Genomic DNA, 26,937 nt, shown 5'->3' with positions numbered 1-26,937 from the left:
TCCTTTTTTGGGTTCTAAGTCAAATGTTGGGGTGGTGTAATCTTTTAACACATTAACCCAGATGAACTCCGATTTCTTTATACTTTAAATTTAATAAGATTTTTGCTCGAAAGTGATCGAAACGCTGAAAGCCATATGCATTCCGTTTCATCACTTTTGTTTTATTATTAATGCCTTCCAAGAAGCCATTGGAATAACCAAAACTAAAGCTATTTAAGATTTCTACTTGCCAGTTCTTCAATGTTTGAATGGCTTTTAAGAAAGCTGGTAATTTTGTCTCTTCTACCTTACGGTAAAAAGCTAGTAATCGCTTCTTCACTTCTACAACATCATTTTTTGTCTTTGCCCAATCAAACCATTCACAATAGGCTTCCTTTAATTCATGAGCTACTTTTAATGTTTCAGACATTTCTGTATAACGCTGTAAGTACCACTGTTGTTTCGGTGATAATTTAGATGCACGTTTATACAATACATGACGCATACGTTTACACTTTGTACGATTGTATTTGTCCCATTCTTTTTGTACTTGTCGGCGCACTTCATCCATTGCCCAATAGATATAACGGCTAAAATGAAACCGGTCTGCCACAATAACAGGTCGACCTAGCGCTTGACGAACAGCTGCTTTAAAACTTGGATTCATATCCATGACCACTATCTCAACATCTGCTCCATACTGACTTAGGTAATTTTTTATGGTTTCTTTTTTACGATTCGGTAAAATATCAATCGGTTCGCGCGTCTCCGCATTCGCAATGATTAACTGATACGTACCTGCATCTGTATCGCCTTTATACTCATCAATCGCAATTGCTTTTGGTAAACGTACACCCTCTACTAATTGTTTTTTCGCTACCTTTTTAAAACGGCGAATAACCGTCGTGGTTGATGTACCTAGCACTTCTGCAGCTTCTTTAAATGTTTTAGCTTTAATAGCACGTATACTCACTACTTGATTCCATTCCTTTGAGTAACGTTGATATTTATCTACGAAGGGGGATTTTTCAGAGAAACGCTTTCCACAATCACAAACATAACGACGACGTTTATAGAAAAGAATAGTTAAACGTTCAAACCATTTTAAATGATTGATCTTTTGTATACGGTAATCGTGAACCTTCGATGTTTTTTTTTCACAAACTGGACATGGATGCGTGCACTTAGGCAATTGCACATACAATGCGATTCGATCGCCTACTTCTTCTACTTTCGTAATCTCTACATCTTTTAATCCTGGGATATTCATGTTAAAATTCATTTGCACAGTTCACCTTTCTATTACTTGTTTCTCGACAATTCAAGTATATATAAATCAGTGAATCTGTGCTTTTTTTATGCGTGTAATTGTGTAAATACCCCAAAAAATATTATAGAACCCTTTTTTGCATTATAGAATGATTAAATCTTTCGGGAATTTTGTTAATACCTCAACGCCATCTTTTGTTACGACAACATCATCCTCAATACGTACGCCTGTTACATCTGATTTATAAATGCCAGGCTCAATCGTAAAGACCATACCTTCTTCCATCGTCATCTCATTAGCACCTGTAACAGATGGGAATTCATGCACAGAAATACCAAGACCATGTCCAAGGCGGTGCGTGAAATAGTCACCATAACCAGCCTCTGTGATTGTATCACGTGCAATTTTGTCTAAGTCCATCGCACGAACACCTGGCTTTACTGCTGCGACAGCATTTGTGTTGGCAGCTAAAACAGTTTGATAAATTTCTTTTTGAGCTTCACTTGGCTCACCAAAAGCAACAGTACGTGTAATATCTGAGCAATAGCCATCGTAAATAACGCCAAGGTCAAATAGTACCATATCACCTTTTTCAATTTTACGTGCACCTGGCTTCCCATGAGGAGAGGCAGTTTTTGGACCACTCAATACCATTGTTTCAAAAGACATTTTACAGCCTTTATCTTGAATGGCACTTTCGATCGCTGTTAGGATTTCCATTTCTGTTTTACCTTCAGCAATTTCCTTGCAACCGATTTCAATTGCATAATCAGCCAACTCTGCAGCCTTACGTAATTTTTCTAATTCACTTTCATCTTTGATTACGCGCATCGCATTAATCTTTTCATCAAGACGCACAAAGCTAGCTTGAGGGAAAGATTGCTGTAAAGCTTCCAAGCGCTCAACAATGAGTTGAGCTTTTTCAATTGCAAATGTAGCTGGGGTGATTTGGCGTGCTACGATCGCTTGAGCAAGAACTTCCATCGAATTTTCTGTATCTTGATGGCCGATTACCTCATAGGACCATCCAGCAGCCTTTGCATCTGGAATCTCCATTTGTGGACAAATTAGAAAAGGCTCCGCATCTTTAAAAATCATCACGCCTAGTAATCTTTCATGTGGATTACTTTTAAAGCCTGAAACGTAAAAAACATTGTCAGGTGTTGTTACGAATGCTGCATCGATATGATTTTGCTGCAAGTAACGTTGGATTTCTTCAACCTTTGACATCAATATGTCCTCCTTTTATTGCATGGGAAATTTTACGTAAGAAAGCTTCGACTGCCTAAAAAAGTAGCGAGGATTCTTATCTAGTACTGAATAATTGTGCTCTAACGGGGTATAAGGCTGTTAGAGAATACTACGATTATTCTCTGTACAAGCATATCAAAAAAAGGGAAAAAGCGCATGGGTAGCGAATTAAAATGTTGGACTGTACTTTGTTAAATGAGGAGGATTTTAGATGAAAATAAGTTATCACGGGCATTCAGTTGTCAAAATTCAAACAAATGGAAAAACGATATTAATTGACCCTTTTATTAATGGCAATGGGCAAACAGATTTAAAAGTGGCTGACGAAGCACCAGATATTATTTTACTTACACATGGGCATAATGATCATGTTGGAGATACAGTAGAATTAGCGAAGAAAAAAGATGCGTTAGTCATTGCGCCAAATGAACTGGCTAATTGGATTTCTTGGCAAGGTGTAAAAACACACCCAATGCATATAGGTGGAGCGAAGGAATTTGACTTCGGTAAAGTAAAATTTACACAAGCCTTTCATGGATCTTCTTATGTAACAGAAAATAACGAAATAATTTATATGGGCATGCCTGCTGGAATTTTATTATTTATTGAAGGATTAACGATTTATCATGCAGGCGATACGGCTCTTTTTGGTGATATGAAACTCATTGGTGAACGCCATCCGATTGATATTGCATTCTTACCTATTGGTGATAATTTTACAATGGGGCCAGAGGATGCAGCCTGCGCAGTTTCGTTTTTAAAGCCGAAAATTGTTGTACCGATTCATTACAATACATTCCCACCAATTGAGCAAGATCCACAAATTTTTGCAGATTTAGTGCAAAATACAGAAGTTCAAATTTTGAAAGCTGGAGAAAAAGTAAACTGTTTCTAATCGTTGGTAATGCTGTACTATATGAATTGACACCACGCTGGTAGTTGAAATGATGGGGAAAGTTAAACAATATCATCACTTTATATTAAATATTTTCTTAAAAAATATGGTACACTAAGAGCAGAATTGAAGCTTAGGAAATAGGTGATATTTTGTCTACAAAACATGAGAAAATTTTACAATACATCGAATCACTACCCGTGGGCGATAAAATTTCAGTACGTCAAATAGCAAAAGAAATGCAAGTGAGTGAAGGGACGGCTTATCGTGCCATAAAGGAAGCTGAAAATCGTCGCTTAGTAAGTTCTATTGAACGTGTTGGAACAATTCGTATTGAGAAAAAAAAGAAAGAAAATATTGAGCGCTTAACTTTTGCAGAAATTGTCAATATTGTAGATGGCCAAGTTTTAGGTGGAAAATCAGGTCTACATAAAACACTAACAAAGTTTGTTATCGGTGCTATGCAATTAGAGGACATGATGCGCTACACAGATGCAGGTAGCTTATTAATTGTTGGTAACCGTATTAAAGCGCACGAAAATGCCCTTCGCGCGGGTGCAGCTGTTTTAATCACTGGCGGTTTTGATACGACGGAAGATAATAAGTTGCTTGCAGATTCATTAGATTTACCAATCATTTCAACAAGCTACGATACGTTTACAGTAGCAACGATGATTAACCGGGCAATCTATGACCAATTAATCAAAAAAGATATTCTATTTATTGAAGACATCTATGTTCCAATGACTGACACTGCAGCATTAAAAAATGATGAAACAATTCATCATTTCCACAAGTTGAATGAACGTACGACCCATGGTGCATTTCCTGTTGTCACGCATCAAAATAAACTGGTCGGTATGATCACTGTAAAAGACGTCATTGGTCGTGAAGAAAATGAGCTTATTGAAAAAGTAATGACGAAAAATCCGATTGCAGGCTCCATGAAAATGAGTGTCGCTTCTGCAGGGCATCGAATGATTTGGGAGGGGATTGATCTCTTACCAATAGTAGATGATGATAATATTTTACAGGGTGTTATTAGCCGTCAAGATGTACTGAAGGCGTTGCAATTAGCACAAAGACAGCCACAGCATGGTGAAACGATTGATGATTTAGTGAAAAATGAAATGAAAGTACTAGGCGATGAAGAACTCATTGTTGAATTTAAAGTCACACCACAAATGACCAATCAATATGGGGCAATTTCATACGGAGCTTTTACAACTTTGCTTGCTGAGGTCGGCTCATTTGCATTAAAACGTCGAAAACGTGGAGATGCAGTGGCGGAGAATATGACTATTTACTTTATTAAACCAGTTCAAATGGAAAGTACGCTTACTGTTAAGCCTCGGATTTTAGACATGAGTCGTAAGTTTGTGAAAATGGATTTTGAAGTGTATAATCAACAAATACTTGTTGGTAAGGCAATGATGATGTTCCAACTATTAGAACGTTAAGTAATGAAAAGGGATGGCCTAGCGCAATTGCTTGGTCATCCCTTTGTTACATATATTATTGATTAATGCGGAATTCTTCCTCAACAAATTGTCCATAATGGCGTGCTTTTTTTATATTTTCTACAATAACTAAGATGCCGAGCGCGACAAGAATTGCTACAATAATAAATGTAAATAAGCCCGGGAATAAATAAGCTTGATTTAAAGCAAATGACAAAATTAAGGAACCTAAGCCGATGTTCGCCTTGCTTTTATACCAATTTTTGGCAATTGGTAATGGAGAACGGAACTGTTTTGTTTTAAAATAAAAATAAAAAACAAAAGATATGATTATCGCAAACACAAATATTAAATTGAGCATAGTAAACCTCCTAGCATAACTAGACATTATTGTAACGATAATTATGTAAAAATGCTAACGGTTCTTACTATCATTTTGGGGGAAATTATTGTGAAAAGACAAATCATCGACACAATTGAGGCCAATGAAACCATCATTATTCATCGTCATGTACGTCCAGATCCTGATGCTTATGGCTCACAGCAAGGTTTAAAAGAGATTATTTTAGCCAATTATCCAGAGAAAAAGGTTTTTGCTGTAGGGGAACATGATGCCTCGTTATCTTTTATGGCGCAACCTGATGAAATAGCGGATGAAGTGTATGACAATGCATTAGTCATTGTCACAGACACTGCTAATACAGAACGTGTTGACGACCAACGCTACACAAAAGGGAAAATGGTGATAAAAATTGATCATCATCCAAATGATGATGCTTATGGTGATCTTTTATGGGTGGATACAACAGCAAGTTCTTGTAGTGAAATGATCTATGAATTATATGAAGAAGGCAAGGAAGTAGCAAACTGGAAACTTTCAGATGCTGCTGCACGCTTATTATTTGCAGGAATAGTAGGCGATACAGGTAGATTCCAATTCCCGAGTACAACAGCTAAAACATTTAAAGTTGCTGCGGACCTGATTACATATGATTTTGATCGAAATCAACTATTTGATGGCATGTACGAAATGGAGCAAAAGTTACTTAATTTACAAGGCTATATTTATCAAAACTTTACAATGGATGAGCATGGAGCTGCCTATGTGAAGCTAACAAAAGAATTACTAGCAGAGCATGATACTGTGCCATCTGAGGCCTCTTTATTAGTAGGCTGCCTTGGCAGTGTGAAAGATATATGCTCGTGGGTTGTTTTCATTGAAGAAGGGGATCAAATCCGTGTACGTTTACGTTCAAAGGGGCCCGTTATCAATACTTTAGCGAAAGAATTTAATGGTGGCGGACATCCGCTTGCTTCTGGTGCTACTGCCTATTCATGGGAAGAAGCAGACCTCGTTATTGCAAGATTAAAAGAGATTTGTAAAGCGTATCATTAACAAAGAAAAGGAAGGGATTCATTTGACACATGTATATACAAAGATGCATACGAGCGCGGATTTATTGAAAAGCACAATTCGGCTTGAACAATTGATTCCTTTTTTACAAGAACAAAAGACACAAGCCTGTGCAATCGTTAATACGAAATTGTACGGGCTTTTGCCTTTTTGTAAAGCATTGCAGCAAGCAAATATCCATGCGGTCATTGGGCTTTCGGTTAACGTTCAATGGCGTGACAAAACCCTTCCCCTCGTCCTGTATGCGCAGACACAGGAAGGCTATCAACATTTATTAAAGATTAGTAGTGCGATTTCAATTAGACAAGATGATGTGCTGCCTTGGAAGTGGCTTGAGGGGTATTCAGCAGGCTGTATAGCTCTACTTTCTTCAGACGATTTAGCAGGTCTAGATGACTGGCAGGCAATGGTTTCTGCTTTGGTCCAGCTATTTAACCATCATTTCTATATGGGGATTGCTAGACCTGGAGGGATAAAGGCTGAACAGGAAGATGATATCGTTTTCTGGTGTGAAGAACAGGCCATTACACTTGTAGCCTCTCAAAGCTGTTATTTTTTGCGTCCAGAAGATCATTTTGCTTATGAAGTAGCAAGAGCAATTGATACAGGAGAAAAACTTGGTACTACTATGCAAACAGCTGATGTACAGGGCTATTTTGCCCCAACAGCATACGAATGGCAACATTGGTTTGCTGATCGTCCAGATTGGCTTGATGCCAGTACGAAAATGCTCGCTTGCTGTAGAGCTGATATACCAAAAATGCCTGTTCAAATGCCTAAATTTCCTGTACCTGAAGGGGAAACGGCTGAACGCTTGCTTGCTAAAGAAGCATTTACTGGATTAGAAGAGCGATTTAAGCAACTGGCAATACCTGTTGCTTATCATGAACGACTACAATATGAGCTTGAAATTATTTGCTCTATGGGCTTTGCGGACTATTTTTTAGTTGTGGCGGATTTCATGCGTTATGCTAAAGAAAATCGAATTTTGACGGGACCAGGACGTGGTTCCTCAGCAGGTTCCCTTGTGGCATATAGTCTTTCGATTACACAAGTAGATCCACTTGCCTATGGTTTATTATTCGAACGCTTTTTAAATCCTGAAAGAATCACCTTACCTGATATTGATATCGATTTTGTTGATAGTAAAAGACATCAAGTCATTCAGTATGTTGCCCAAAAATATGGTAAAGCAAATGTTGCGCAAATTATTACATTTGGAACATTGTCTGCAAAAGCAGTAGCCAGAGATGTTGCGCGGGTATTTGGCTTTGATGCAGAGATGCTAGAAAAAATTTCGAAGATGATTCCAAATAAGCCGGGAATTACATTACAAAGAGCTGTAGCTGAGTCACAGGTCTTTCAAGGCTGGCTAGCGGAGAATGATAAGCATATGCGTTGGTACGAGGTAGCATTAAAATTGGAGGGGCTACCAAGAAATTCCTCTACACATGCAGCTGGTATTGTCATCGCTCCATCGCCTTTAGTGAATACTGTACCGATTGAAGAAGGGCATGATGGTATTTATAGTACGCAATGGCCAATGGGAGATATTGAAGCATGTGGTCTCGTTAAAATGGATTTTTTAGGCTTGCGCAATCTCACTATTTTAGAGCAAATACGTTGGTCAATTTATAAAGCCGGTGGTCCTTGGATAGAATTTGAACGAATCCCTATGCATGATGACAAGACGTTTCAGCTATTACAAAGAGGGGATACGTTGGGGATCTTTCAATTAGAATCAGACGGTATGAAGCAAGCCTTACGTGATATCGGTCCTACGAGCTTTTTAGATATTGTTGCTGTAAATGCGCTTTATCGTCCAGGTCCAATGGATTTTATTCCTGTCTATGCAAAACGGAAAGCTGGCAGAGAAATGGTATCGATGCCACATCCAGTGCTAGAGCCTATTTTACAAGAGACCTTTGGTGTGATCGTTTATCAAGAACAAATTATAAAAATTGCATCAGTACTGGCTGGCTTTACTATGGGACAGGCAGATTTACTTCGCCGTGCAGTGAGTAAAAAAAATCGACAAGTTTTAGAGGAGCAACGTACTGCATTTGTTCAGGGGGCACTACGTCAAGGCTTTGACCAGCGTGTAGCTGAAGAGGTCTACGAATTGATCGTACGCTTTGCGGATTATGGTTTCCCTAAAAGTCATGCTGTGGCCTATAGTGTTATTTCCTATCAAATGGCTTATTTAAAGGCACATTTCCCTCAAAGTTTTTATGCAGCGTTATTATCGAGTGCAACGGGAAATATAGAAAAGATTCAACAACTTGTCCATGAGGCGAAAGATAAGGGCATCCCATTTTATCCACCTTCTTTAAAAAATAGTACGAAGTATTTTACTGTAGAAAATGAAGGCATTCGCTACAGCTTATCAGGAATTAAGGGTGTGCCTCACACATTTATAGAAAAAATGCATGGACTCCGTCAAACAAATCCAGAAGTATTAAATAACCTATTTGATCTGGCTGTTGCCTTAAGTGCGCAGCATTTTAAGCCAAAAGTGTTGGAATCATTGATATATGCTGGAGCGCTTGATTATCTAGAAAAGGATAGAGCAGTCCTCATCATGACAGTAGATGCAGCTTTGAAACACGCGGAACTTTTAAGGCCCACTGAAGATATCGATTTGGCATCAGCAATGGCATTTAGTTTTGGGAAGCCAAAATATATGCAGGCAGAAGCAATGTCCGAGAAGGAAAAATTGATGCATGAAAAAGAGAGCTTGGGCTTTTATATTTCTACCCATCCAGTCGCGCAGGAAAGACTATACTGGGCGGATATCAATTGTACTTGCCGAGAGTTAAAGCAGAAGCGTGATGGCTCCTCCATAAAAATGCTTGGTCTGATTGAAGAAGTGAAGAAAATCCGTACAAAAAAAGGTGAGCAAATGGCCTTCGTTCAGCTACAGGATGAGTTTGGTACGGTTTCTATTACATTTTTTCCACAAACTTTTCAATTGGTCCAAGACCTGCTGTTAGAGGAGGAAATGCTGTTGATTGATGGTGTTTTAGAAAGACGTTTTGGTAAGCCACAAATCAAAGTAAAACATGCGCAAACGACGAAAAAGATATAAAATAAAACAAGAATTTAGAAACTGCATTAAATTTTATGCAGTTTTTTCTTTACTTTTGAACAGTTATTTTGTAAGCTAGAGTCAACGTTAAAAAGTGGTCAGACCACTTTTTTGATAAGGGGAGTTAGTCGTATGGATAAAAAAACCGAACAAAAAAAAGTGTTTTTAGAAATCGTCCAACAACTACGTCAACTCATTAAAATGGAAAAAATTCAAGCAGGTGAGAAACTACCTTCAGAACGAGTTCTATCAGAGCGTCTAGGTGTCGGGCGATCCTCTGTGAGAGAGGCTTTGCGAAGCTTAGAGTTGCTAGGACTTATTGAAACGAGACATGGTGGTGGTACTTTTCTTGCGTCCACACATAAGCATCAGCTCGTAGAAATACTGTCGATGTTTATATTAGAAGATGAAAAATCAAAAAAAGATGTCGAATTGACGCGACAAATTCATGAAATGGAAGCAATTCGCGTAATAAGTTGTACAGAGACTCTTCGCACACTGCCTGTGTGGGATAGTTTTTTTGTGAAACTAGAGATAGAAGGTACAATTAATTGTCGAGATATTTTACGAGAACTATTAATTACGACAGGTAATCGTCTTTCGTTAAAAATCTGGTTTCAATTAGCAGCTTATGATGGCGACCGTTTAAATCGAAACTCAACAGAAGATGAAAAATTAATCATTCAAACGATGTTGAAATCGATGCAGCTTGGTTACGAAAAAGAAGCATTAAAAGCTTATGAGCAGTGGATGAGTACTGTACAGAGCATTTAAACAACAACAAAGGGGGAGTCGAACATGGCAATACGTAGCTTATTTAGTGGTAATCGAAAAAAGAAAGAGGACGGGCAAGAAAAGGCATTTCCAGAAGGATTAATGACGAAATGTCCTGAATGTCGTCACATTCAATTAACAAAGGAATTAGAAAAAAATCATAAAGTATGTACAAAATGTAGTCATCATTTCAAAATGACAGCACAAGAGCGTGTGGCATATTTCTTAGATGAAGGTTCATTCGAATCCATGGATGATCATTTACAAACAAGTAATCCCCTTAATTTCCCAGCATATGTTGAAAAAATTTCAGCAGACCAAGAGAAAACAGGCTTGAACGAGGCTGTCCTAACAGGTGTTGGTACGTTAGATGGTGAAGAAATTGTCGTAGCGATTATGGATTCGCACTTCCGTATGGGGTCAATGGGCTCTGTTGTTGGTGAAAAAATTACAAGAGCAGTAGAAAAGGCTACAGAACTAGGTGTACCATTTATTATCTTTACCGCTAGTGGTGGTGCCCGTATGCAAGAGGGCGTATTATCGTTAATGCAAATGGCGAAAACTAGTGTGGCATTAAAACGCCACAGTGATCAAGGCTTATTATTCATTTCTATCCTAACACATCCAACAACAGGTGGAGTTTCCGCAAGCTTTGCTTCTGTTGGTGATATAAATATTGCAGAGCCACAGGCATTAATTGGCTTTGCAGGGCGTCGGGTAATTGAAGAAACGGTACGAGAAAAACTGCCAAGTGATTTCCAAACAGCAGAATTTTTATTAGAGCATGGTCAGCTTGATGCCATTTTCCATCGCAAGGATTTACGTAAACAAGTTTCTTTACTTGTAAAAATGCATACGAAAGGCGGCGTGCAACATGTCTAAAAATTTAGCATTTGAAGAACCAGTCGTACAATTACGTGAGAAAATTGATGAATTAAAAACAATTGCTGCTGAAGCAGAAGTAGATATGTCTGGTGAAATCGAAAAGCTTGAAACACGTTTATCACAATTAGAGCAATCGATTTATGCCAATATGAAGCCGTGGGATCGTGTGCAAGTAGCAAGACATCCAGAAAGACCTACAACGCTTCAATATATTGAAGCAATGTGTGAAGATTTTATTGAATTACATGGTGATCGTACATTTGGTGATGATGCAGCCATTCTTGGTGGGATTGCCATTTTCGAAGGGCAACCAGTAACAATTATTGGACATCAACGTGGTAAGTCTACTAAGGAAAATATACGTCGTAATTTTGGTATGCCTCATCCAGAGGGGTATCGAAAAGCACTACGCTTGATGAAGCAAGCTGAAAAATTCAAACGACCAATTATTTGTTTTATTGATACAAAAGGTGCTTACCCAGGGAAAGCTGCTGAAGAACGTGGTCAAAGTGAAGCAATCGCTAGAAATCTTGTAGAGATGGCTGGCTTAACTGTACCTGTAATTAGTATCGTTATTGGTGAAGGAGGAAGTGGTGGTGCACTAGCATTAGGTGTAGCAAACCGTGTCTTTATGCTCGAAAACTCGACTTACTCTGTTATTTCGCCAGAAGGAGCAGCATCTATTTTATGGCGTGACGGTAGTCTGGCTAAGCAGGCAGCAGAAGCAATGCGTATCACAGCACCCGATTTGAAAGAACTTGGTGTAATTGATGGCATTATTCCTGAAATTATTGGTGGAGCACATCGCAATGTAGCAAAACAGGCCCTTTCTATTAAAGAATGCATTAGTGACACACTTCATGCATTAAATTCTTTAAATGGAGAACAATTAGTTGAAGATCGCTATGAAAAATTTAAAAAAATTGGACAGTATACAGAAGTGTAAATCTGTTTGTTAACAGATGATTGTTCTTTACCTTTACAGTGTATAAAAATCTAAAGCAATAAATTTGCTCGTTAAGAGACAAAATTTGTATCTTAACATATTAAAAAGCTATAAAAATTAAAGAAGATAATAGCGCATAATGAACGCCAGACTTCTTGAAAAAATGTTAGATTTAGGATGTTTTTAGGTGGAAAGAGTGTGTGAAAGCGCATTCTTTTCATTTTTTATGTAAAAGTTATGTTTTTGTATCCTCAGAACCCTTACATAGTTTGTTTTTTCATGTTAATGTGAATAATAATAGTAACTGCAGGAGGTTCGACAATGAAAAAAATTGCTGTATTAACTAGTGGTGGAGATGCGCCTGGAATGAACGCAGCTATTCGAGCGGTTGTTCGTAAGGCAGCATTTCATGGAATCGATGTTGTCGGAATTAAGCATGGTTATGAAGGCTTAGTAAAAGGGTATATGGAAGAACTTGATTTAGGTGCAGTTGGTGGTATTATTCAACGCGGTGGAACGCATTTGAATTCTGCAAGATGCCCAGAATTTAAAGAGGATGCTGTCCAGCAACGAGGAATTGAGAATTTACGAGCTGCTGGTATTGAAGGACTTGTTGTCATTGGTGGTGACGGGTCATATCGAGGAGCCATGGATTTAGTAAAAAAAGGCTTCCCTGTTGTAGGTGTACCTGGGACAATCGACAATGATATTCCAGGAACGGAATATACGATCGGCTTTGATACAGCCCTAAATACAGTCGTAGAATCCATTGATAAAATCCGAGATACCGCTACATCGCATGAAAATTCATTCATTGTAGAGGTCATGGGACGTGATGCAGGAGATATCGCTTTATGGGCAGGTCTTGCTGCTGGTGCTGAAACAGTTTTAATTCCAGAAGAAGATTATAATTTAAATGATATTGTCGCACGCTTAGATCGTGGTGCAGCACGTGGTAAAAAGCATAGTATTATTATTGTGGCAGAGGGTGTTATGTCAGGAAGTGAGCTGGCAAAACTGTTAAAAGAAAAAACAGGAAAAGAAACACGTGTTTCAGTATTAGGTCATATCCAACGTGGTGGATCACCTACAGCAAGAGATCGCGTATTAGCGAGTCAGTTTGGCGCACATGCAGTTGAATTACTTATGGAAGGCAAGGCTGGTCGAGCAGTAGGTATTCGCAATCATCAAGTCATTGATTATGATATGCCAGAGGCTTTTGAAAAGAATCATGAGGCTGATGTAAGCCTATATACACTAATGAAAGAACTATCAATATAATTTGTTATAAAACGGAGTGGGCAAAAATGAGAAAAACAAAAATCGTATGTACAATTGGACCTGCAAGTGAGTCACCAGAAATTTTAGAAAAATTAATCGAAGCAGGTATGAATGTAGCCCGCTTGAATTTTTCACACGGATCACATGAGGAACATGCAGGGCGTATTCATTTAATTCGTGAAGTGGCACAAAAATTAAATAAACCAGTGGGAATTTTACTTGATACAAAGGGACCAGAAATTCGTACACATAACATGAAAAATGGCGAGCTTCATTTGTCAGCAGGTCAAGTAATTGATATTTCAATGACAGAAGTAGAAGGTACTGAGACGAGCTTTTCTGTCACATATGAGCGCTTAATTGAAGACGTTGAGCAAAATTCAATTATTTTACTTGATGATGGACTAATTCAACTACGTGTATTAGCAACGGATATGGAAAAAGGATTAATTCATACAATTGTTGAAAATGCTGGCGTACTAAAAAATAAAAAGGGTGTTAACGTACCAGGTGTTTCTGTACAACTACCAGGTATCACAGAAAAAGACGCACAAGATATTTTATTTGGTATCGAACAAGGTGTTGATTTTATTGCTGCTTCATTTGTTCGTCGTGCAAAAGATGTTCTTGAAATTCGTGAATTGCTTGAACAAAATGGTGGTAGTCATATTCAAATCATCCCAAAAATTGAAAACCAAGAGGGTGTCGATAACATCGATGAAATCATCCTAGTATCTGACGGTTTAATGGTTGCTCGTGGAGATCTTGGTGTTGAAATTCCAGCAGAAGAAGTACCACTTGTACAAAAGAAATTAATTTTAAAATGTAATCAAGTTGGTAAACCGGTAATTACGGCAACTCAAATGTTAGATTCCATGCAGCGTAACCCACGACCAACACGTGCAGAAGCAAGTGATGTAGCCAACGCAATTATTGATGGAACAGATGCTATCATGTTATCTGGTGAAACTGCCGCAGGTCTTTATCCAGTTGAATCGGTACAAACGATGAATAAAATTGCACAACGCACTGAAAATTCATTAGATTATCGATCAATTGTTTCTACACGTAGTCGTGAGAAAGAAGCAAATATGACAGAGGCAATTTCACAAGCTGTAGCTTATACTTCTATCAATTTAGGGGTGAAAGCCGTATTGGCACCAACTGAAAGTGGTAATACAGCGAGAATGATTGCAAAATATCGACCTGGAGTGCCAATTGTTGCCGTAACAGGCTCTACAAATACAGCTCATACATTAACACTAGTATGGGGCGTATACCCAATTGTGTGTCAACGCGTGACAACAACAGATGAAATTTTAGAACTAGCTGTGGATGAAAGCTTGAAGCATGGTTTTGTTACACATGGAGACGCAGTTGTCATTACAGCAGGTGTACCTGTAGGTGAAGCGGGTACAACAAACTTAATGAAAGTTCACATTATTGGAGATTTACTTGCACGTGGACAAGGGATCGGAAAAGCATCAGTTGTTGGTAAAACAGTAGTTGCTAAAAATGCTGCTGAGGCACTTGCCTACGATACAGACGGATGCATCCTTGTTACAGTCGGTTCAGATCGTGATATGATGCCTGCTTTAGAAAATTGTATTGGCCTAATTACTGAAGAAGGTGGACTTACTAGCCATGCAGCAGTTGTAGGGTTAAGCCTAGGTATTCCAGTAATCGTTGGTGTAAAAGAAGCAACTACATTAATCCGTCATGGTCAAGAAATTACAATGGACGCTGAAACAGGTGTGATATACAAAGGACATGCAAGCGTTCTTTAATAATTAACAAAAAGCTCTAGTGCGGTTTGTTGTACTAGAGCTTTTTCATAAAGGTTGTACACACACTTTATGGAAACTATTAATTTCTTTCTTTAACAGAAGTTGCTTTCTCTTAGAATAGGTCTATTCATTTTTTTATGAAACTAAACGGGCTATAATAACGTATAGAAGGTATAGCTTTTCAAGTAGAAAGGAGAAAAATATGCGAAAAATTTTTCTTGGTTTCATTGTCTACACATTAGCCGAATTGACGTTATTAATAGTCATTGGACAAAATATTGGTGTTTTAAGTACATTATTGCTCATTATTGCTACGAGTGTGATTGGGATTTATGTCATGAAAAATAAAGGTATGAACTCTGTTCAAAATGTGAAAAATACATTGGCACGCGGAGAAGCGCCAGGAGCTGCATTAGTGGATACTTTTTTAACTTTTGGTGGTGGTTTGCTTTTAGCGTTACCTGGATTTTTAACAAATGTCCTAGGTTTATTCCTACTCATGCCATTTTCTCGAAAAATGTTCCAACCCATTGTCTATTACTGGATGCGTAAAAAAATGAAAAAAGGTCAATTCATCATCGTTCAAAGATAGCGTTTTCTTTCAGTTTTACAGCTAGAAATAAAAAGATAGGGCTCAGTAATATACCATAAAAGCCAAATAATAGAATAGAGGCAGCGCTGATAAAGAATGTATGGAATGTGCGTAGCTGAAGCGTATTGGACCAAAGCATCGAATCGGCTAGCTGCCTTGTTAATTGTACAAATAAATAGAGTAGTAAAATGGCCACACATAAAAAGGTATTGCCATTGAAATAAAAATAAATGCTCATTGGCACAAGAAAAACGCCAATTCCGAAAAACGGTAGTACATCTGCAAATGCTACAATAAATGCTTTAATAATGGCTTGTTCAAATTGAAGGATCATAAAGCCAGCACAAAGAATGAGTAGGGTAATCGTAAATAATTGAAACTCTACAAATAAGAAATAATGAAAAAGTTGCATGATTTTTGCAAAATGAGATTGCCACTCTTGACGATATTTTTTAGGCACATATTGAAAGAACCAATAGCGTGATTTACGTGTTTCTAGAAGCGCAAAGTAATAAGCGACTAAAAAGATGAAAACCTCAATGACATGCTTCATTAATAATTGGAAAAGATCTGCTGTATATACGATGATGGAATCGAAAATGGACAGTGATTTTTCTTTTAAAACTTGTACAAACATGGATTCATATTCACTGATAAGCGGGAAATTTTGTAAAGTCTCTCGAATTTCTGGGAAAATGACGATAATACTGTTAATAGATATGACAACTAGTAGAAAAATACAGGTTAATATTAATACTTCCACAATAATTGCTGCAATCCAATACGTAATCCTACAATATTTGTGTAAAAAATTTATGATAGGATACGTTGAAAATGATAAAAAAATTGCCAGTGACACAGGTAATACAAACCAAAGTATGACTAAATAAAAAATAAATAGCAAAACGCTCGTAGTTCTTTCGTATGAAAAATACTTTAAATTCCTCATTTTTACAAATTCACCCCAAACCATTTGATAAATTAATGTCAAAATATACAAAAAAATCTCTTTAGGACAATTATATAGTCGTTCGGACGTCTTTTTCTTTATTTGGAGGATTTTCATTCACAAAGCTGTCAAAAATGATTATAATAGCAATGTAAGCGATTTACTTAATGGTTCATATGAGCAAAATTCGTAAATGCAACATAAAAAACGCATTTGCAACAAAAAAATAAGTATGAGGGAGCGATAATTTATGTCAGCAACTAAAGGTTTAGAAGGTATCGTAGCAGCGGAATCTAAAATCAGTTCAATTATCGATGACACACTTACATATGTTGGTTACAACATTGATGATTTAGCAGAAAATGCGTCATTCGAAGAGGTAATTTACCTGTTATGGCATACTCGTTTACCAAAAGAGGACGAGCTAGCTGAATTAAAACAACAATTGGCAGACAACATGTCAATTCCGCAAGCGATTGTCGACCAATTTAAAACATACCCACTTTCAACTGTACATCCAATGGCTGCATTGCGTACTGCAGTATCTTTACTTGGTGTATTCGATGAAGAAGCGGATGTTATGGATCCAGAAGCAAACTACCGTAAAGCAATTCGTCTTCAAGCTAAAATTGCTACAGTAGTAACTGCTTTTGCACGTGTTCGTAAAGGTTTAGAACCAGTTTCACCAAAACCTGAACTAGGATATGCGGCAAACTTCTTATACATGCTTAAAGGCGAAGAGCCAGCAGATATTGAAATTGAAGCATTCGACAAAGCATTAGTATTACATGCTGACCATGAGTTAAATGCATCTACATTCACTGCACGTGTATGTGTAGCTACATTATCTGACGTTTATTCAGGTGTAACTGCAGCGATCGGTGCATTAAAAGGACCACTTCACGGTGGAGCAAATGAGCAAGTTATGAAAATGTTAACTGAAATTGGCTCACTTGAAAATGTTGAATCTTATATTCAAAATAAATTAGACAACAAAGAAAAAATCATGGGCTTCGGTCACCGTGTATATCGTAAAGGCGACCCTCGTGCTCCGCATTTACGCGTAATGTCTAAAAAATTAACTGAGCTAACTGGTAAACCAGAGCTTTACGAAATGTCAGTTAAAATCCATGACATGATCGTAGAACAAAAGAAATTACCTGCAAACGTAGATTTCTTCTCTGCGTCAGTGTATGATTCTTTAGGTATTGATCATGACCTGTTCACACCAATTTTCGCAGTATCACGTACTTCAGGTTGGGTGGCACATATCCTTGAGCAATATGCTAATAACCGCCTAATCCGTCCACGTGCTGAGTATGTTGGACCAGGCATGCAAAAATATGTTCCAATCAGCGAGCGCTAATTTGGAAAATATGCTAGAATGTTTGGGACTGTGTTATCACTAACACAGTCCTATGATTATGAATTTAGGAGGCAACAGAATGTCAAACAAAATTGTAGTTGAAAATGGCGTACTTAATGTACCAAACAATCCAGTAATTCCTTTCATCGAAGGTGATGGAATTGGTCCAGATATCTGGGCAGCAGCATCACGCGTAATTGACGCAGCAGTAGAAAAAGCTTATAACGGTGAAAAGAAAATTGAATGGTTAGAAGTTTTAGCTGGTGAAAAAGCATTTAACCAAACTGGTGAATGGTTACCACAAGAAACTTTAGACAAAATTAATGAATACTTAATTGCAATCAAAGGTCCTCTTACTACACCAATCGGTGGTGGTATCCGCTCTCTTAACGTAGCATTACGTCAACAACTTGACTTATATGTATGCTTACGCCCAGTACGTCACTTTGATGGAGTGCCTTCTCCAGTTAAACGCCCAGAAGACGTTGATATGGTTATCTTCCGTGAGAACACAGAAGACATCTACGCTGGTATTGAATTCGAATCTGGTTCAGAACAAGCTCAAAAAATCATCAACTTCCTACAATCTGAATTTGGTGTAAATCAAATCCGCTTCCCAGAAACTTCTGGTATCGGTGTTAAACCTGTATCTAAAGAAGGTACTGAGCGTTTAGTACGTTCTGCTATCGAATACGCAATTAAACATAAACGCCCATCTGTTACTTTAGTTCATAAAGGTAACATCATGAAATTCACTGAAGGTGGATTCAAAAAATGGGGTTATGAATTAGCAGAAAAAGAATTTGCTGATCAAACTTTCACTTGGAACCAATACGATGCTATCAAAGCTGAACAAGGTGAAGAAGCAGCAAACAAAGCTCAATCTGATGCTTTAGCAGCTGGCAAAATCTTAGTGAAAGATTCTATCGCTGATATCTTCTTACAACAAATCTTAACTCGTCCAACTGAGTTCGATGTAGTAGCTACAATGAACTTAAATGGTGACTATATTTCTGATGCTTTAGCTGCACAAGTTGGTGGTATCGGTATCGCTCCAGGAGCTAACATTAACTATGTTACTGGCCATGCGATCTTCGAAGCTACTCACGGTACAGCTCCAAAATATGCTGGTTTAGATAAAGTAAACCCATCTTCAGTATTACTTTCAGGTGTATTAATGCTTGAACACTTAGGATGGCAAGAAGCTGCTGACATGATCACTCAATCTGTTGAGAAAACAATTTCTTCTAAAGTTGTTACTTATGACTTCGCACGTTTAATGGACGGCGCTACAGAAGTGAAATGTTCAGAATTCGCTAATGAGTTAATCAAAAACCTATAATTTTCTATTCTACAATAGAATTTATCGCTAAAGCGGATGCTTTTTTCTGCCGATATAATTAGGGTGACAGTAAATTTTAATTGAATATTTACGATAAACTTGTTTAATTGAGGGAGTGAGATGGAAGTCTCCTCCCTCTTTTAAAATATATAACCTAATTTTAAAGGAGCGTATTCAAATGTCTCTGAAACGAAAAAAAATCTCAGTTATCGGTGGCGGTTTTACAGGCGCTACTGCAGCATTTTTAGCAGCTCAGAAAGAACTTGGTGACGTCGTATTAGTGGATATTCCACAAGCAGAAAACCCAACAAAGGGTAAGGCGCTAGATATGTGGGAGGCAGCACCAATACAAGGGTTTGACTCTTATGTGCAAGGTACTTCCAATTATGCAGATACGGCGAATTCTGACGTAGTGATCATTACCGCTGGTGTTGCACGTAAACCAGGTATGAGCCGTGATGACCTTGTTCAAATCAATCAGAGTGTTATGAAAACTGTTTCAAAAGAGATTGCTACGCATTCACCAAATGCTACAATCCTTGTACTGACAAACCCAGTTGATGCCATGACATACACAGTATACAAAGAAACTGGCTTCCCTAAAAACCGTGTAATTGGTCAATCAGGTGTTCTTGATACGGCTCGTTTCTGTGCATTTGTGGCAGAAGAACTTAAGATTTCAGTGAAAGATATTACTGGTTTTGTATTAGGTGGTCACGGTGACACAATGGTACCGTTAACACGTTATTCATTTGCTGGTGGTATTCCGTTAGAAACACTTATTTCTGCTGAACGTTTAGAAGAAATTGTTGACCGAACGCGTAATGGTGGAGCAGAAATTGTCAACTTACTTGGTAACGGCTCTGCCTATTATGCGCCTGCTGCGGCACTAATAGAGATGGCTGAAGCTATTGTAAAAGACCAAAAACGTATTTTACCATCTATTGCTTATTTAGAAGGCGAGTACGGCTATCATGATTTATACTTAGGTGTTCCTACATTACTTGGCGAAAACGGTATTGAAAAAATCTTTGAGCTAGAATTAACGGACAAAGAAAAAGCAGCTTTAGATCAATCGGCAGAAGCAGTTCGTAATGTGATGAAAATTTTAGTGTAGAATATCAGTCTAAGTCTTAAAACGAGTAGGGAATGTTCCTGCTCGTTTTTTTATGTTTCCAGGGTTGAGAAAGGTAAGGTTCTTCTGCTTTTCATTGTACTTTTAGCATAAAATTGATACTATGAATGTAGTATGATAGAAAAGGGGTTGGCGTATCTTTGCTTCAAAAAAATAGTAAACTTGGTCTCACAATCGATGAAATTACAGTTGGCGAGAAAATCCATATCACTGAAAAAATTGAAGATAGGGATCTATTGCTTTATTTAGGCCTTACAAACGATAGTAACCCGCTTTATATTCAACATGATTATGCGGCTATGACACCTTTTCAAAAGCCAATTGTGCCGACAATTATGTTAAATGGTATTATTACATCAGCTGTGTCAAAGTATATTCCAGGACCAGGTGCACGAATTATTGAGCAACATTTGAAATATTTAGGACCTCTCTATCATTATGAATTGTTCGATACGCTATTAGAGGTTACAGCAATCAATAAATATGACAATACCATCACTGTATCTGTCCACTCATATAATGAGCAGAAGCAGCTTGTAATTGAAGGTTTATTGCTTGTGACTCCACCACTTGCGCTATAGACGTCTTGAGATTTGAAATGGGGGTTTCAAATCACTAACGGAGGCATTAGACATGACAAAAACGATTTTAGTAATTGAAGATGAATTTTCGATTGCAACATTATTGAAATATAATTTAGAACAGGCAGGCTATGTAGTGGAAACGGCTGCTGATGGTCAGGAAGGGCTTGAAAAAGCAATCGACTTACAGCCAAATTTAATTCTTTTAGATTTGATGCTTCCAAAACTAGATGGCATGGAGGTCTGTAAACAAATACGACAACAACGTATGAATACGCCAATTATTATGCTAACTGCTAAAGATGACGAATTTGATAAAGTTCTTGGTCTTGAGTTGGGAGCAGATGATTACATGACAAAGCCTTTTAGTCCTCGTGAAGTTTTAGCGCGTGTCAAGGCTGTATTAAGACGTTTCACGCAAAATGTTGTCGCAGATGATAAGGATGAGGCGCAGGAAAAAATGTATGAGTTTGGACAATTGCGAGTGTACCCAGAGCGATTTGAAGTATTTTTACAGGATGAGGCACTGGAATTTACACCAAAAGAGTTTGAGCTACTCATCTATTTACTTGAAAATAAAAATCGTGTATTAACACGTGATCAGCTATTAAGTGCTGTATGGAAATATGATTTTGCTGGCGATACTCGAATTGTGGATGTACACATTAGCCACCTTCGCGATAAAATTGAAGAAAATAGCCGCAAGCCGATGTTTATAAAAACAATTAGAGGTCTTGGTTATAAATTTGAGGAGCCGAAAACGACATGAAATCGATGAGCAACCGCTTATTCTTGACATTCATGCTTTTACTTGGAACGATACTAGCTGTCCTAATGATTGTTATAGGTCAGCTTTTTCCTGTTTATATCGAGCAATATAACGAGCAAGCAACCACTGAGATACGGACATCAATGGACCAAGTAATCGATGAACGCAAAATGGATTTAACGAAGGAAGATCAGGAAGCTTTGTACGCAGCTCAGGCTATGGAACGAGACGAATCCTTATTGAACTATGTGCGTGCTCGCCTTTACGGAGTACTGGCTATTCTCTTTACCATCACGTTGATATTAATAGCAATTATAAGTCGTTATATGATACGTAACTTTACTGCACCGATTGATAATGTGACAGACACTGCCCTTGAGCTTGCAAAGGGTAACTATCGTGCGCGTGCTCAAGAAAATGAGCATGAACGGATGATACCACTGAGTCATTCCATAAACATATTGGCACGAAATTTGCAAGATATTACAACGATACGTGAAGTAGAGGAAGAAAGACTGAAAACCTTAATTGAAAATATGGGGAGCTCCCTTATGATGATTGGTCGTGAGGGGAATATTTCCATTGTAAATCGAGTATTTCTGGAGCGCTTTGGAATGCAGCTTGATGATGTACAAGGAAAGGTTTTTCGTACAATAGGCTTACCTAAATCATTAGAGCAATTTATCGATCATGTTTTTCTGACAGAAATGCCTTATCGACAACAAATTAAAATGGAAGTACAGCAAGAACTTTATAACAAAGAAGTTTATGGGGCACCGGTCATCGGGGACCACGGACGATGGCTAGGCGTTGTTATCGTTATGCATGATATAACGGAACTAGTTCGATTAGAACAAATTCGGAAAGACTTTGTTGCGAATGTATCACATGAATTACGCACACCTATTACATCTATTAAAGGCTTTTCAGAAACTTTATTGGATGGGGCCTATAAAGACGAAAAAATGCTGATTTCCTTTTTGGAGATTATATATAAAGAAAGTAATCGACTTCAAATGCTGATTCAAGATTTACTAGAGCTCTCAAAGATCGAGCAGCATGGTTTTACTGTCAATATTATGCCGATGGGCTTACAGGATGTTCTAATTCGTGGAGCAGAATTGACAGCTCCGCGATTGGATGAAAAAAATATGAGCTTCCAGGTGGATATCGAACGAGATGTTCAGGTTATGGGGGATGCCAATCGTATCATTCAGATTGTGACGAATTTAATTACCAATGCGATTACATATTCACCTGAAAACACGACTGTTTCTATTCGATTAAAGGAAAATGAAACACATGGCATTATCGAAATAGAGGATCAAGGAATTGGTATTGAAAAACATGAAATAGCGCGCGTTTTTGAAAGATTTTATCGGGTGGATCGAGCGAGAAGTCGTAATTCTGGTGGAACAGGCTTAGGCTTAGCGATTGTTAAGCATCTAGTCGAGGCGCATCATGGCCGAATTCAAGTAGAGAGTGAAGTCGGCATAGGAACTAAAATGATTGTCATGATTCCGAAAAATTAACAAATCCTTTACATGAACAACATGTTACATTCATATTTGGGCACTATACTTATTTCTAGAAACCCCCAATATGATTGTTAAGACGATGACCATAAAAATCTAATAGAAGATTTTTAACTGCTTTATATTCCCCACAGAAAGAATTTAGTGTTTTTTAGACACTAGGTTCTTTTTCTGTTTTACAGGGAACGTAAATAGGTGTAAAGTATAGTAGCATAAAGTTTAACAACCATCTTACCCGCGATTGTCTGTTAGACGAACGCTTTGACAGTCAGTGAATCAACCTTCTTATCATTCGAATCGTGTTTTCCTGACTGTTGAGGCAGAGAAAAAAATGAGAGAAGGATGACCATGAAAATCGTCAAAAGTATCGTGCAAATCGGCTATCTTTATATCCTATTATTAATCGGAAATACTATTGCACGCCTACTTCACTTGCCGATTCCAGGGAGTATAATAGGACTTGTCCTATTATTTTTGCTGTTACAGTTTCATATAATCAAGCTTGAATGGATTGAATTAGGAGCAGCCGTACTATTAAGTGAACTCTTATTATTCTTTATTCCATCTGCCATTGGTGTTATTGATTATCATGCCTTATTTGGTGTGCAAGGAATGAAGGTTGTGCTTGTCATTGTTGTGAGTGCCATTGTGGTAATGTTTGTAACGGGGTATACAGCACAATGGCTAGAGCGGCGAAAGAAGGGTGATGCGATATGACTTTATTAATCGCCATTGTCAGCTTACTTGGGACCGTTGCTATTTTTTATATTTGTAAAATGTTTTATAAAAAATATAAAAAAGAATGGCTGACACCTATGCTGATTACACCTTTAGTCATTATAGGTATTTTACTACTGACAGGTGTATCTTATAATTCCTACAATTCTGGAGCGAGTGTCTTAACAAATTTACTAGGACCAGCAACCGTTGCGTTTGCCGTTCCTATATATAAAAATGTCAACCTATTAAAAAAACACGCATTTGAAATTTTCATCAGCATTGCTGTTGGTTCAGCGGTTGCTATTGTGTCATCCTTTATGATGGCTCTATTGGTGGGCTTAAATGATGAGTTGGTGCATAGTTTAGTGCCACGTTCTGTAACAACACCTATTGCGATGGATATTTCTAATATGATTGGTGGTTCTCCTACGCTTACAGCTGTTTTCGTTATGACGACTGGTATTTTAGGAAGCTTGTTAGCACCAATCGTTATCAAAGTATGTCGTTTTCACAGACCTTCATCTAGAGGATTAATGCTTGGTATGGGTGCTCATGGAACGGGTACATCAAAAGCATTTGAATTTGGAGAGCTAGAAGGCACATTTGCTAGTCTAGCGATGATCGTTGCTGCATTAATTAGTATTGTATTATCCACTACCATTTTCCCAGTATTTGAACATCTGGTTATCAATATCCTGTTGCCCTAAAGGTAACAGGATTTTTTTGCATTGATAAGCTTTTGTTAAGAGTGAGATACAGAGGATTCTGTCCTTTACAATCATTATATGAAAATATTTTGAAACTTTTTATAAGGGTTCACCGTAAACAATAGTACTAAGCAAAAGGAGGAACAGACATGAGTGTGAAAAGGACACTAATGATTGTTGGACTTGGAATATTTGGAATTATTGCACTTATTACAGTTTTTACTTCATGGTACACGGTAGATGAATCAGAGCAAGCTGTGGTTATTACATTTGGTCGTGCCGATGATACAGTAACAAATCCAGGTCTTCATTTTAAATTACCTTGGCCCGTCCAATCCGTAGAAATTTTGTCAAAAGAAACGTTTAGTCTGCAATTTGGTTATAAGCAAAATAAAGCAGGTGAGTTAGAGGCATACGATGCCGAAACAAAAATGATTACGGGGGATGAAAATATTGTCTTAACAGACCTTGTTGTTCAATGGAAAATTACAGAGCCTAATAAGTTTTTATTTAATTCGCAGGATCCAGAAAGAATATTACATAGCGCGACATCGAGTGCCATTCGTTCTATAATCGGAAGCTCTTCTATCGATGCAGCGTTAACAGAAGGTAAAGCTGACATCGAAGCAAATACTCGCCAATTATTAGTTTCTCTTATTGAAAAATACGATATTGGAATAAGCGTTTTAGGTGTGAAATTGCAAGATGTAGAATTGCCAAATAAAGATGTGCGTGCAGCATTCACTGCTGTAACAGATGCACGTGAAATGAAAAATACAAAAATAAATGAAGCTGAAAAATATGAAAACCAACGCATTAGTGAAGCTGAAGGCGAACGTGATGCTATTATGTCGAAAGCAAAAGGAACTAAAACAGCCCGTATCGAGCAAGCACAAGGGGATGTAGCGGTCTTTAATAAAATGTATGAGCAATACAAGGGCAATCAGCAAATTACACGAGAGCGGTTAATTATAGAGACGCTTGAAAATGTCCTACCGAAAGCACAAATTTACATTATGAATGATGATGGTAGTACGATGAAGTATTTACCACTACAGCAACTACAGCCTCAACAGTCGCAACAGACACAAACAGAGAAAAAAGAGGGGAGCGGTAACTAATGGACCAAAAAAATAAGGATCTAGAAAAATTCCTCAATTTCTTATCTGGCAAAAGTAAAAAAGCTGCTCCTTCAGAAGGTGATTCGGGAGACAATGTAGTTAAAATGTCGAAGAAAGGACCGAAGAATCCTAAAAAATATATCTCTCTAGCTGTAACCTTAACGGTCATATTCGCTCTAGTGATTACTTTATTAACGAATATTTATATAGTTAAAGAATCAGAGTATGCTGTTGTTCGGCAGTTTGGAGAGGTTGTTAAGTTTGAGCGTGAACCAGGTTTAAATATGAAAATTCCTTTTATTCAAAGTGTCACAAAGTTACCAAAAAACCAAATGACGTATGAGATTTCGGAAGAAGAAATTAATACAAAGGATAAAAAACGAATTATTATTGATAATTATGCTGTATGGCGTATTACGGATCCTAAGCTCTTGATTTCGAATGCTGGTACGATAGAAAAAGTTGAATCACGTATGGAAGAGTTCATTTATTCTGTTATTCGCTCTGAACTTGGCCGAATTAACTATACGGAGATTATAAATGATGAGGATTCTTCTCGAGGCAGCATAAACGATCAAGTAACTGAACGTGTTAATGAACTTCTTTCCAACGATAACTATGGTATTGAAGTAGTAGATGTACGTATACGTCGCATTGATTTACCGACTGAAAATGAACAATCCGTTTTTACGAATATGATTTCAGATCGTGAATCAATTGCACAAAAGTATCTTTCAGAGGGAGATGCACAGAAACGTCGTATTGAGGCACAAACGGATCAACACGTACAAGAAATGCTTGCTAAAGCAAGTAAAGAAGCTGCTTTAATTCAAGCTGAAGGAGAAGCAGAGGCTGCAAAGATTTACAATAAATCTTTCTCTCAAGATCCTGAATTTTATTCTTTATACCGCACATTAGAATCCTATAAGAAAACGGTTGGGGAAGATACGGTTATTATCTTGCCAGCTACTTCACCATATGCCAACATCTTGTCTGGTTATATTAAATAAACGCAGTTTAAAGTCGTCTCTGTCTTGAAGGAGACGACTTTTTTGTTGCACTAGAATTATAACTATCCATGAAATCGAAT

Annotated in this window: 24 protein-coding genes; 20 read left to right on the top strand and 4 right to left on the bottom strand. The window is 37.7% G+C overall.

The window, feature by feature from the left end; translation table 11 throughout:
• Nucleotides 1–52: 52 nt before the first annotated feature.
• Complete coding sequence (locus tag MHB39_RS16925; RefSeq protein WP_333007013.1) at nt 53–1,267, bottom strand: ISL3 family transposase; 1,215 nt, start codon at nt 1,265–1,267, stop codon at nt 53–55.
• Nucleotides 1,268–1,390: 123 nt separating this feature from the next.
• The gene (locus tag MHB39_RS16920; RefSeq protein WP_016994812.1) at nt 1,391–2,479 is read right to left on the bottom strand and encodes a Xaa-Pro peptidase family protein; all 1,089 of its coding nucleotides are present in this window, start codon (nt 2,477–2,479) and stop codon (nt 1,391–1,393) included.
• A gap of 232 nt (nt 2,480–2,711) precedes the next feature.
• On the opposite strand from MHB39_RS16920, the gene MHB39_RS16915 reads away from it, so the two are divergent.
• Together MHB39_RS16915 and MHB39_RS16910 are read left to right on the top strand one after the other, a co-directional pair.
• A complete protein-coding gene (locus MHB39_RS16915; RefSeq protein ID WP_016994815.1) occupies nt 2,712–3,395 on the top strand; it encodes a metal-dependent hydrolase in 684 nt (227 codons plus the stop codon).
• 152 nt (nt 3,396–3,547) lie between these two features.
• Nucleotides 3,548–4,855: a DRTGG domain-containing protein gene (locus tag MHB39_RS16910; RefSeq protein WP_016994817.1), complete on the top strand. Its 1,308-nt coding sequence runs from the start codon at nt 3,548–3,550 to the stop codon at nt 4,853–4,855.
• A 55-nt stretch (nt 4,856–4,910) separates the two neighbouring features.
• Here MHB39_RS16910 and MHB39_RS16905 read toward each other — a convergent pair whose 3' ends face one another.
• The gene (locus MHB39_RS16905; RefSeq protein ID WP_036078350.1) at nt 4,911–5,216 is read right to left on the bottom strand and encodes a YtpI family protein; all 306 of its coding nucleotides are present in this window, start codon (nt 5,214–5,216) and stop codon (nt 4,911–4,913) included.
• A gap of 90 nt (nt 5,217–5,306) precedes the next feature.
• Here MHB39_RS16905 and MHB39_RS16900 point away from each other — a divergent pair, with 90 nt between their 5' ends.
• The 8 genes from MHB39_RS16900 to MHB39_RS16865 all read left to right on the top strand — a co-directional run bounded on the left by MHB39_RS16900 (nt 5,307) and on the right by MHB39_RS16865 (nt 15,622).
• Nucleotides 5,307–6,251, top strand: coding sequence for a bifunctional oligoribonuclease/PAP phosphatase NrnA (locus MHB39_RS16900; protein WP_026023552.1), 945 nt, complete (start codon nt 5,307–5,309; stop codon nt 6,249–6,251).
• 22 nt (nt 6,252–6,273) lie between these two features.
• Nucleotides 6,274–9,357, top strand: coding sequence for a DNA polymerase III subunit alpha (gene dnaE / locus MHB39_RS16895; RefSeq protein WP_342544649.1), 3,084 nt, complete (start codon nt 6,274–6,276; stop codon nt 9,355–9,357).
• A 132-nt stretch (nt 9,358–9,489) separates the two neighbouring features.
• Nucleotides 9,490–10,131, top strand: coding sequence for a GntR family transcriptional regulator (locus MHB39_RS16890; RefSeq protein ID WP_036078346.1), 642 nt, complete (start codon nt 9,490–9,492; stop codon nt 10,129–10,131).
• Between the two features lie 24 nt (nt 10,132–10,155).
• The gene (gene accD, locus MHB39_RS16885) at nt 10,156–11,013 is read left to right on the top strand and encodes an acetyl-CoA carboxylase, carboxyltransferase subunit beta (RefSeq protein ID WP_016995344.1); all 858 of its coding nucleotides are present in this window, start codon (nt 10,156–10,158) and stop codon (nt 11,011–11,013) included.
• Nucleotides 11,006–11,962 (top strand): acetyl-CoA carboxylase carboxyltransferase subunit alpha, encoded by a 957-nt coding sequence (locus MHB39_RS16880; RefSeq protein ID WP_004226227.1) that lies wholly within the window; start codon nt 11,006–11,008, stop codon nt 11,960–11,962. Before accD ends, MHB39_RS16880 begins: the two co-directional genes overlap by 8 nt.
• A 321-nt stretch (nt 11,963–12,283) precedes the next feature.
• Nucleotides 12,284–13,243 carry a 6-phosphofructokinase gene (pfkA, locus tag MHB39_RS16875; protein WP_342544646.1) on the top strand — a complete coding sequence of 320 codons (960 nt, stop codon included), beginning with the start codon at nt 12,284–12,286 and terminating at the stop codon, nt 13,241–13,243.
• Between the two features lie 26 nt (nt 13,244–13,269).
• Complete coding sequence (gene pyk, locus MHB39_RS16870; RefSeq protein WP_048393575.1) at nt 13,270–15,030, top strand: pyruvate kinase; 1,761 nt, start codon at nt 13,270–13,272, stop codon at nt 15,028–15,030.
• Between the two features lie 202 nt (nt 15,031–15,232).
• On the top strand, nt 15,233–15,622 hold the full coding sequence (locus MHB39_RS16865) for an FxsA family protein (RefSeq protein ID WP_342544644.1): 390 nt from the start codon (nt 15,233–15,235) through the stop codon (nt 15,620–15,622).
• Here the strand turns inward: MHB39_RS16865 and MHB39_RS16860 are convergent.
• Nucleotides 15,606–16,571 (bottom strand): AI-2E family transporter, encoded by a 966-nt coding sequence (locus MHB39_RS16860; protein ID WP_342544642.1) that lies wholly within the window; start codon nt 16,569–16,571, stop codon nt 15,606–15,608. The genes MHB39_RS16865 and MHB39_RS16860 overlap by 17 nt on opposite strands.
• 250 nt (nt 16,572–16,821) lie before the next feature.
• Here MHB39_RS16860 and citZ point away from each other — a divergent pair, with 250 nt between their 5' ends.
• The 10 genes from citZ (at nt 16,822) to hflC (ending at nt 26,857) form a co-directional block, all read left to right on the top strand.
• A complete protein-coding gene (citZ, locus tag MHB39_RS16855) occupies nt 16,822–17,937 on the top strand; it encodes a citrate synthase (protein ID WP_048393579.1) in 1,116 nt (371 codons plus the stop codon).
• A 79-nt stretch (nt 17,938–18,016) separates the two neighbouring features.
• Complete coding sequence (gene icd, locus MHB39_RS16850; RefSeq protein ID WP_048393581.1) at nt 18,017–19,279, top strand: NADP-dependent isocitrate dehydrogenase; 1,263 nt, start codon at nt 18,017–18,019, stop codon at nt 19,277–19,279.
• A 178-nt stretch (nt 19,280–19,457) separates the two neighbouring features.
• A complete protein-coding gene (mdh, locus tag MHB39_RS16845; protein ID WP_004226243.1) occupies nt 19,458–20,396 on the top strand; it encodes a malate dehydrogenase in 939 nt (312 codons plus the stop codon).
• Nucleotides 20,397–20,554: 158 nt separating this feature from the next.
• Nucleotides 20,555–20,995, top strand: coding sequence for a MaoC/PaaZ C-terminal domain-containing protein (locus tag MHB39_RS16840; protein WP_004226245.1), 441 nt, complete (start codon nt 20,555–20,557; stop codon nt 20,993–20,995).
• Nucleotides 20,996–21,047: 52 nt separating this feature from the next.
• Nucleotides 21,048–21,764 (top strand): response regulator transcription factor, encoded by a 717-nt coding sequence (locus tag MHB39_RS16835; RefSeq protein ID WP_016993215.1) that lies wholly within the window; start codon nt 21,048–21,050, stop codon nt 21,762–21,764.
• Nucleotides 21,761–23,296, top strand: a complete 1,536-nt coding sequence (locus MHB39_RS16830) for an ATP-binding protein (RefSeq protein WP_048393584.1) — start codon at nt 21,761–21,763, stop codon at nt 23,294–23,296. The genes MHB39_RS16835 and MHB39_RS16830 overlap by 4 nt, the downstream gene beginning before the upstream one ends.
• A gap of 351 nt (nt 23,297–23,647) precedes the next feature.
• Entirely contained in the window at nt 23,648–24,016 is a 369-nt protein-coding gene (locus MHB39_RS16825; protein WP_103118651.1) for a CidA/LrgA family holin-like protein, read from the top strand.
• Nucleotides 24,013–24,726: an LrgB family protein gene (locus MHB39_RS16820; RefSeq protein ID WP_048393589.1), complete on the top strand. Its 714-nt coding sequence runs from the start codon at nt 24,013–24,015 to the stop codon at nt 24,724–24,726. Before MHB39_RS16825 ends, MHB39_RS16820 begins: the two co-directional genes overlap by 4 nt.
• Nucleotides 24,727–24,875: 149 nt before the next feature.
• Entirely contained in the window at nt 24,876–25,847 is a 972-nt protein-coding gene (gene hflK, locus MHB39_RS16815; protein ID WP_048393591.1) for an FtsH protease activity modulator HflK, read from the top strand.
• On the top strand, nt 25,847–26,857 hold the full coding sequence (hflC, locus tag MHB39_RS16810; protein WP_048393593.1) for a protease modulator HflC: 1,011 nt from the start codon (nt 25,847–25,849) through the stop codon (nt 26,855–26,857). The genes hflK and hflC overlap by 1 nt, the downstream gene beginning before the upstream one ends.
• The last annotated feature ends 80 nt before the right edge of the window (nt 26,858–26,937 follow it).

The organism is Lysinibacillus sp. FSL K6-4013 (assembly GCF_038630435.1).
In the GTDB taxonomy this organism is placed as follows: Bacteria; Bacillota; Bacilli; order Bacillales_A; family Planococcaceae; genus Lysinibacillus; species Lysinibacillus boronitolerans.
This window is presented reverse-complemented; position numbering and strand designations above follow the sequence as displayed.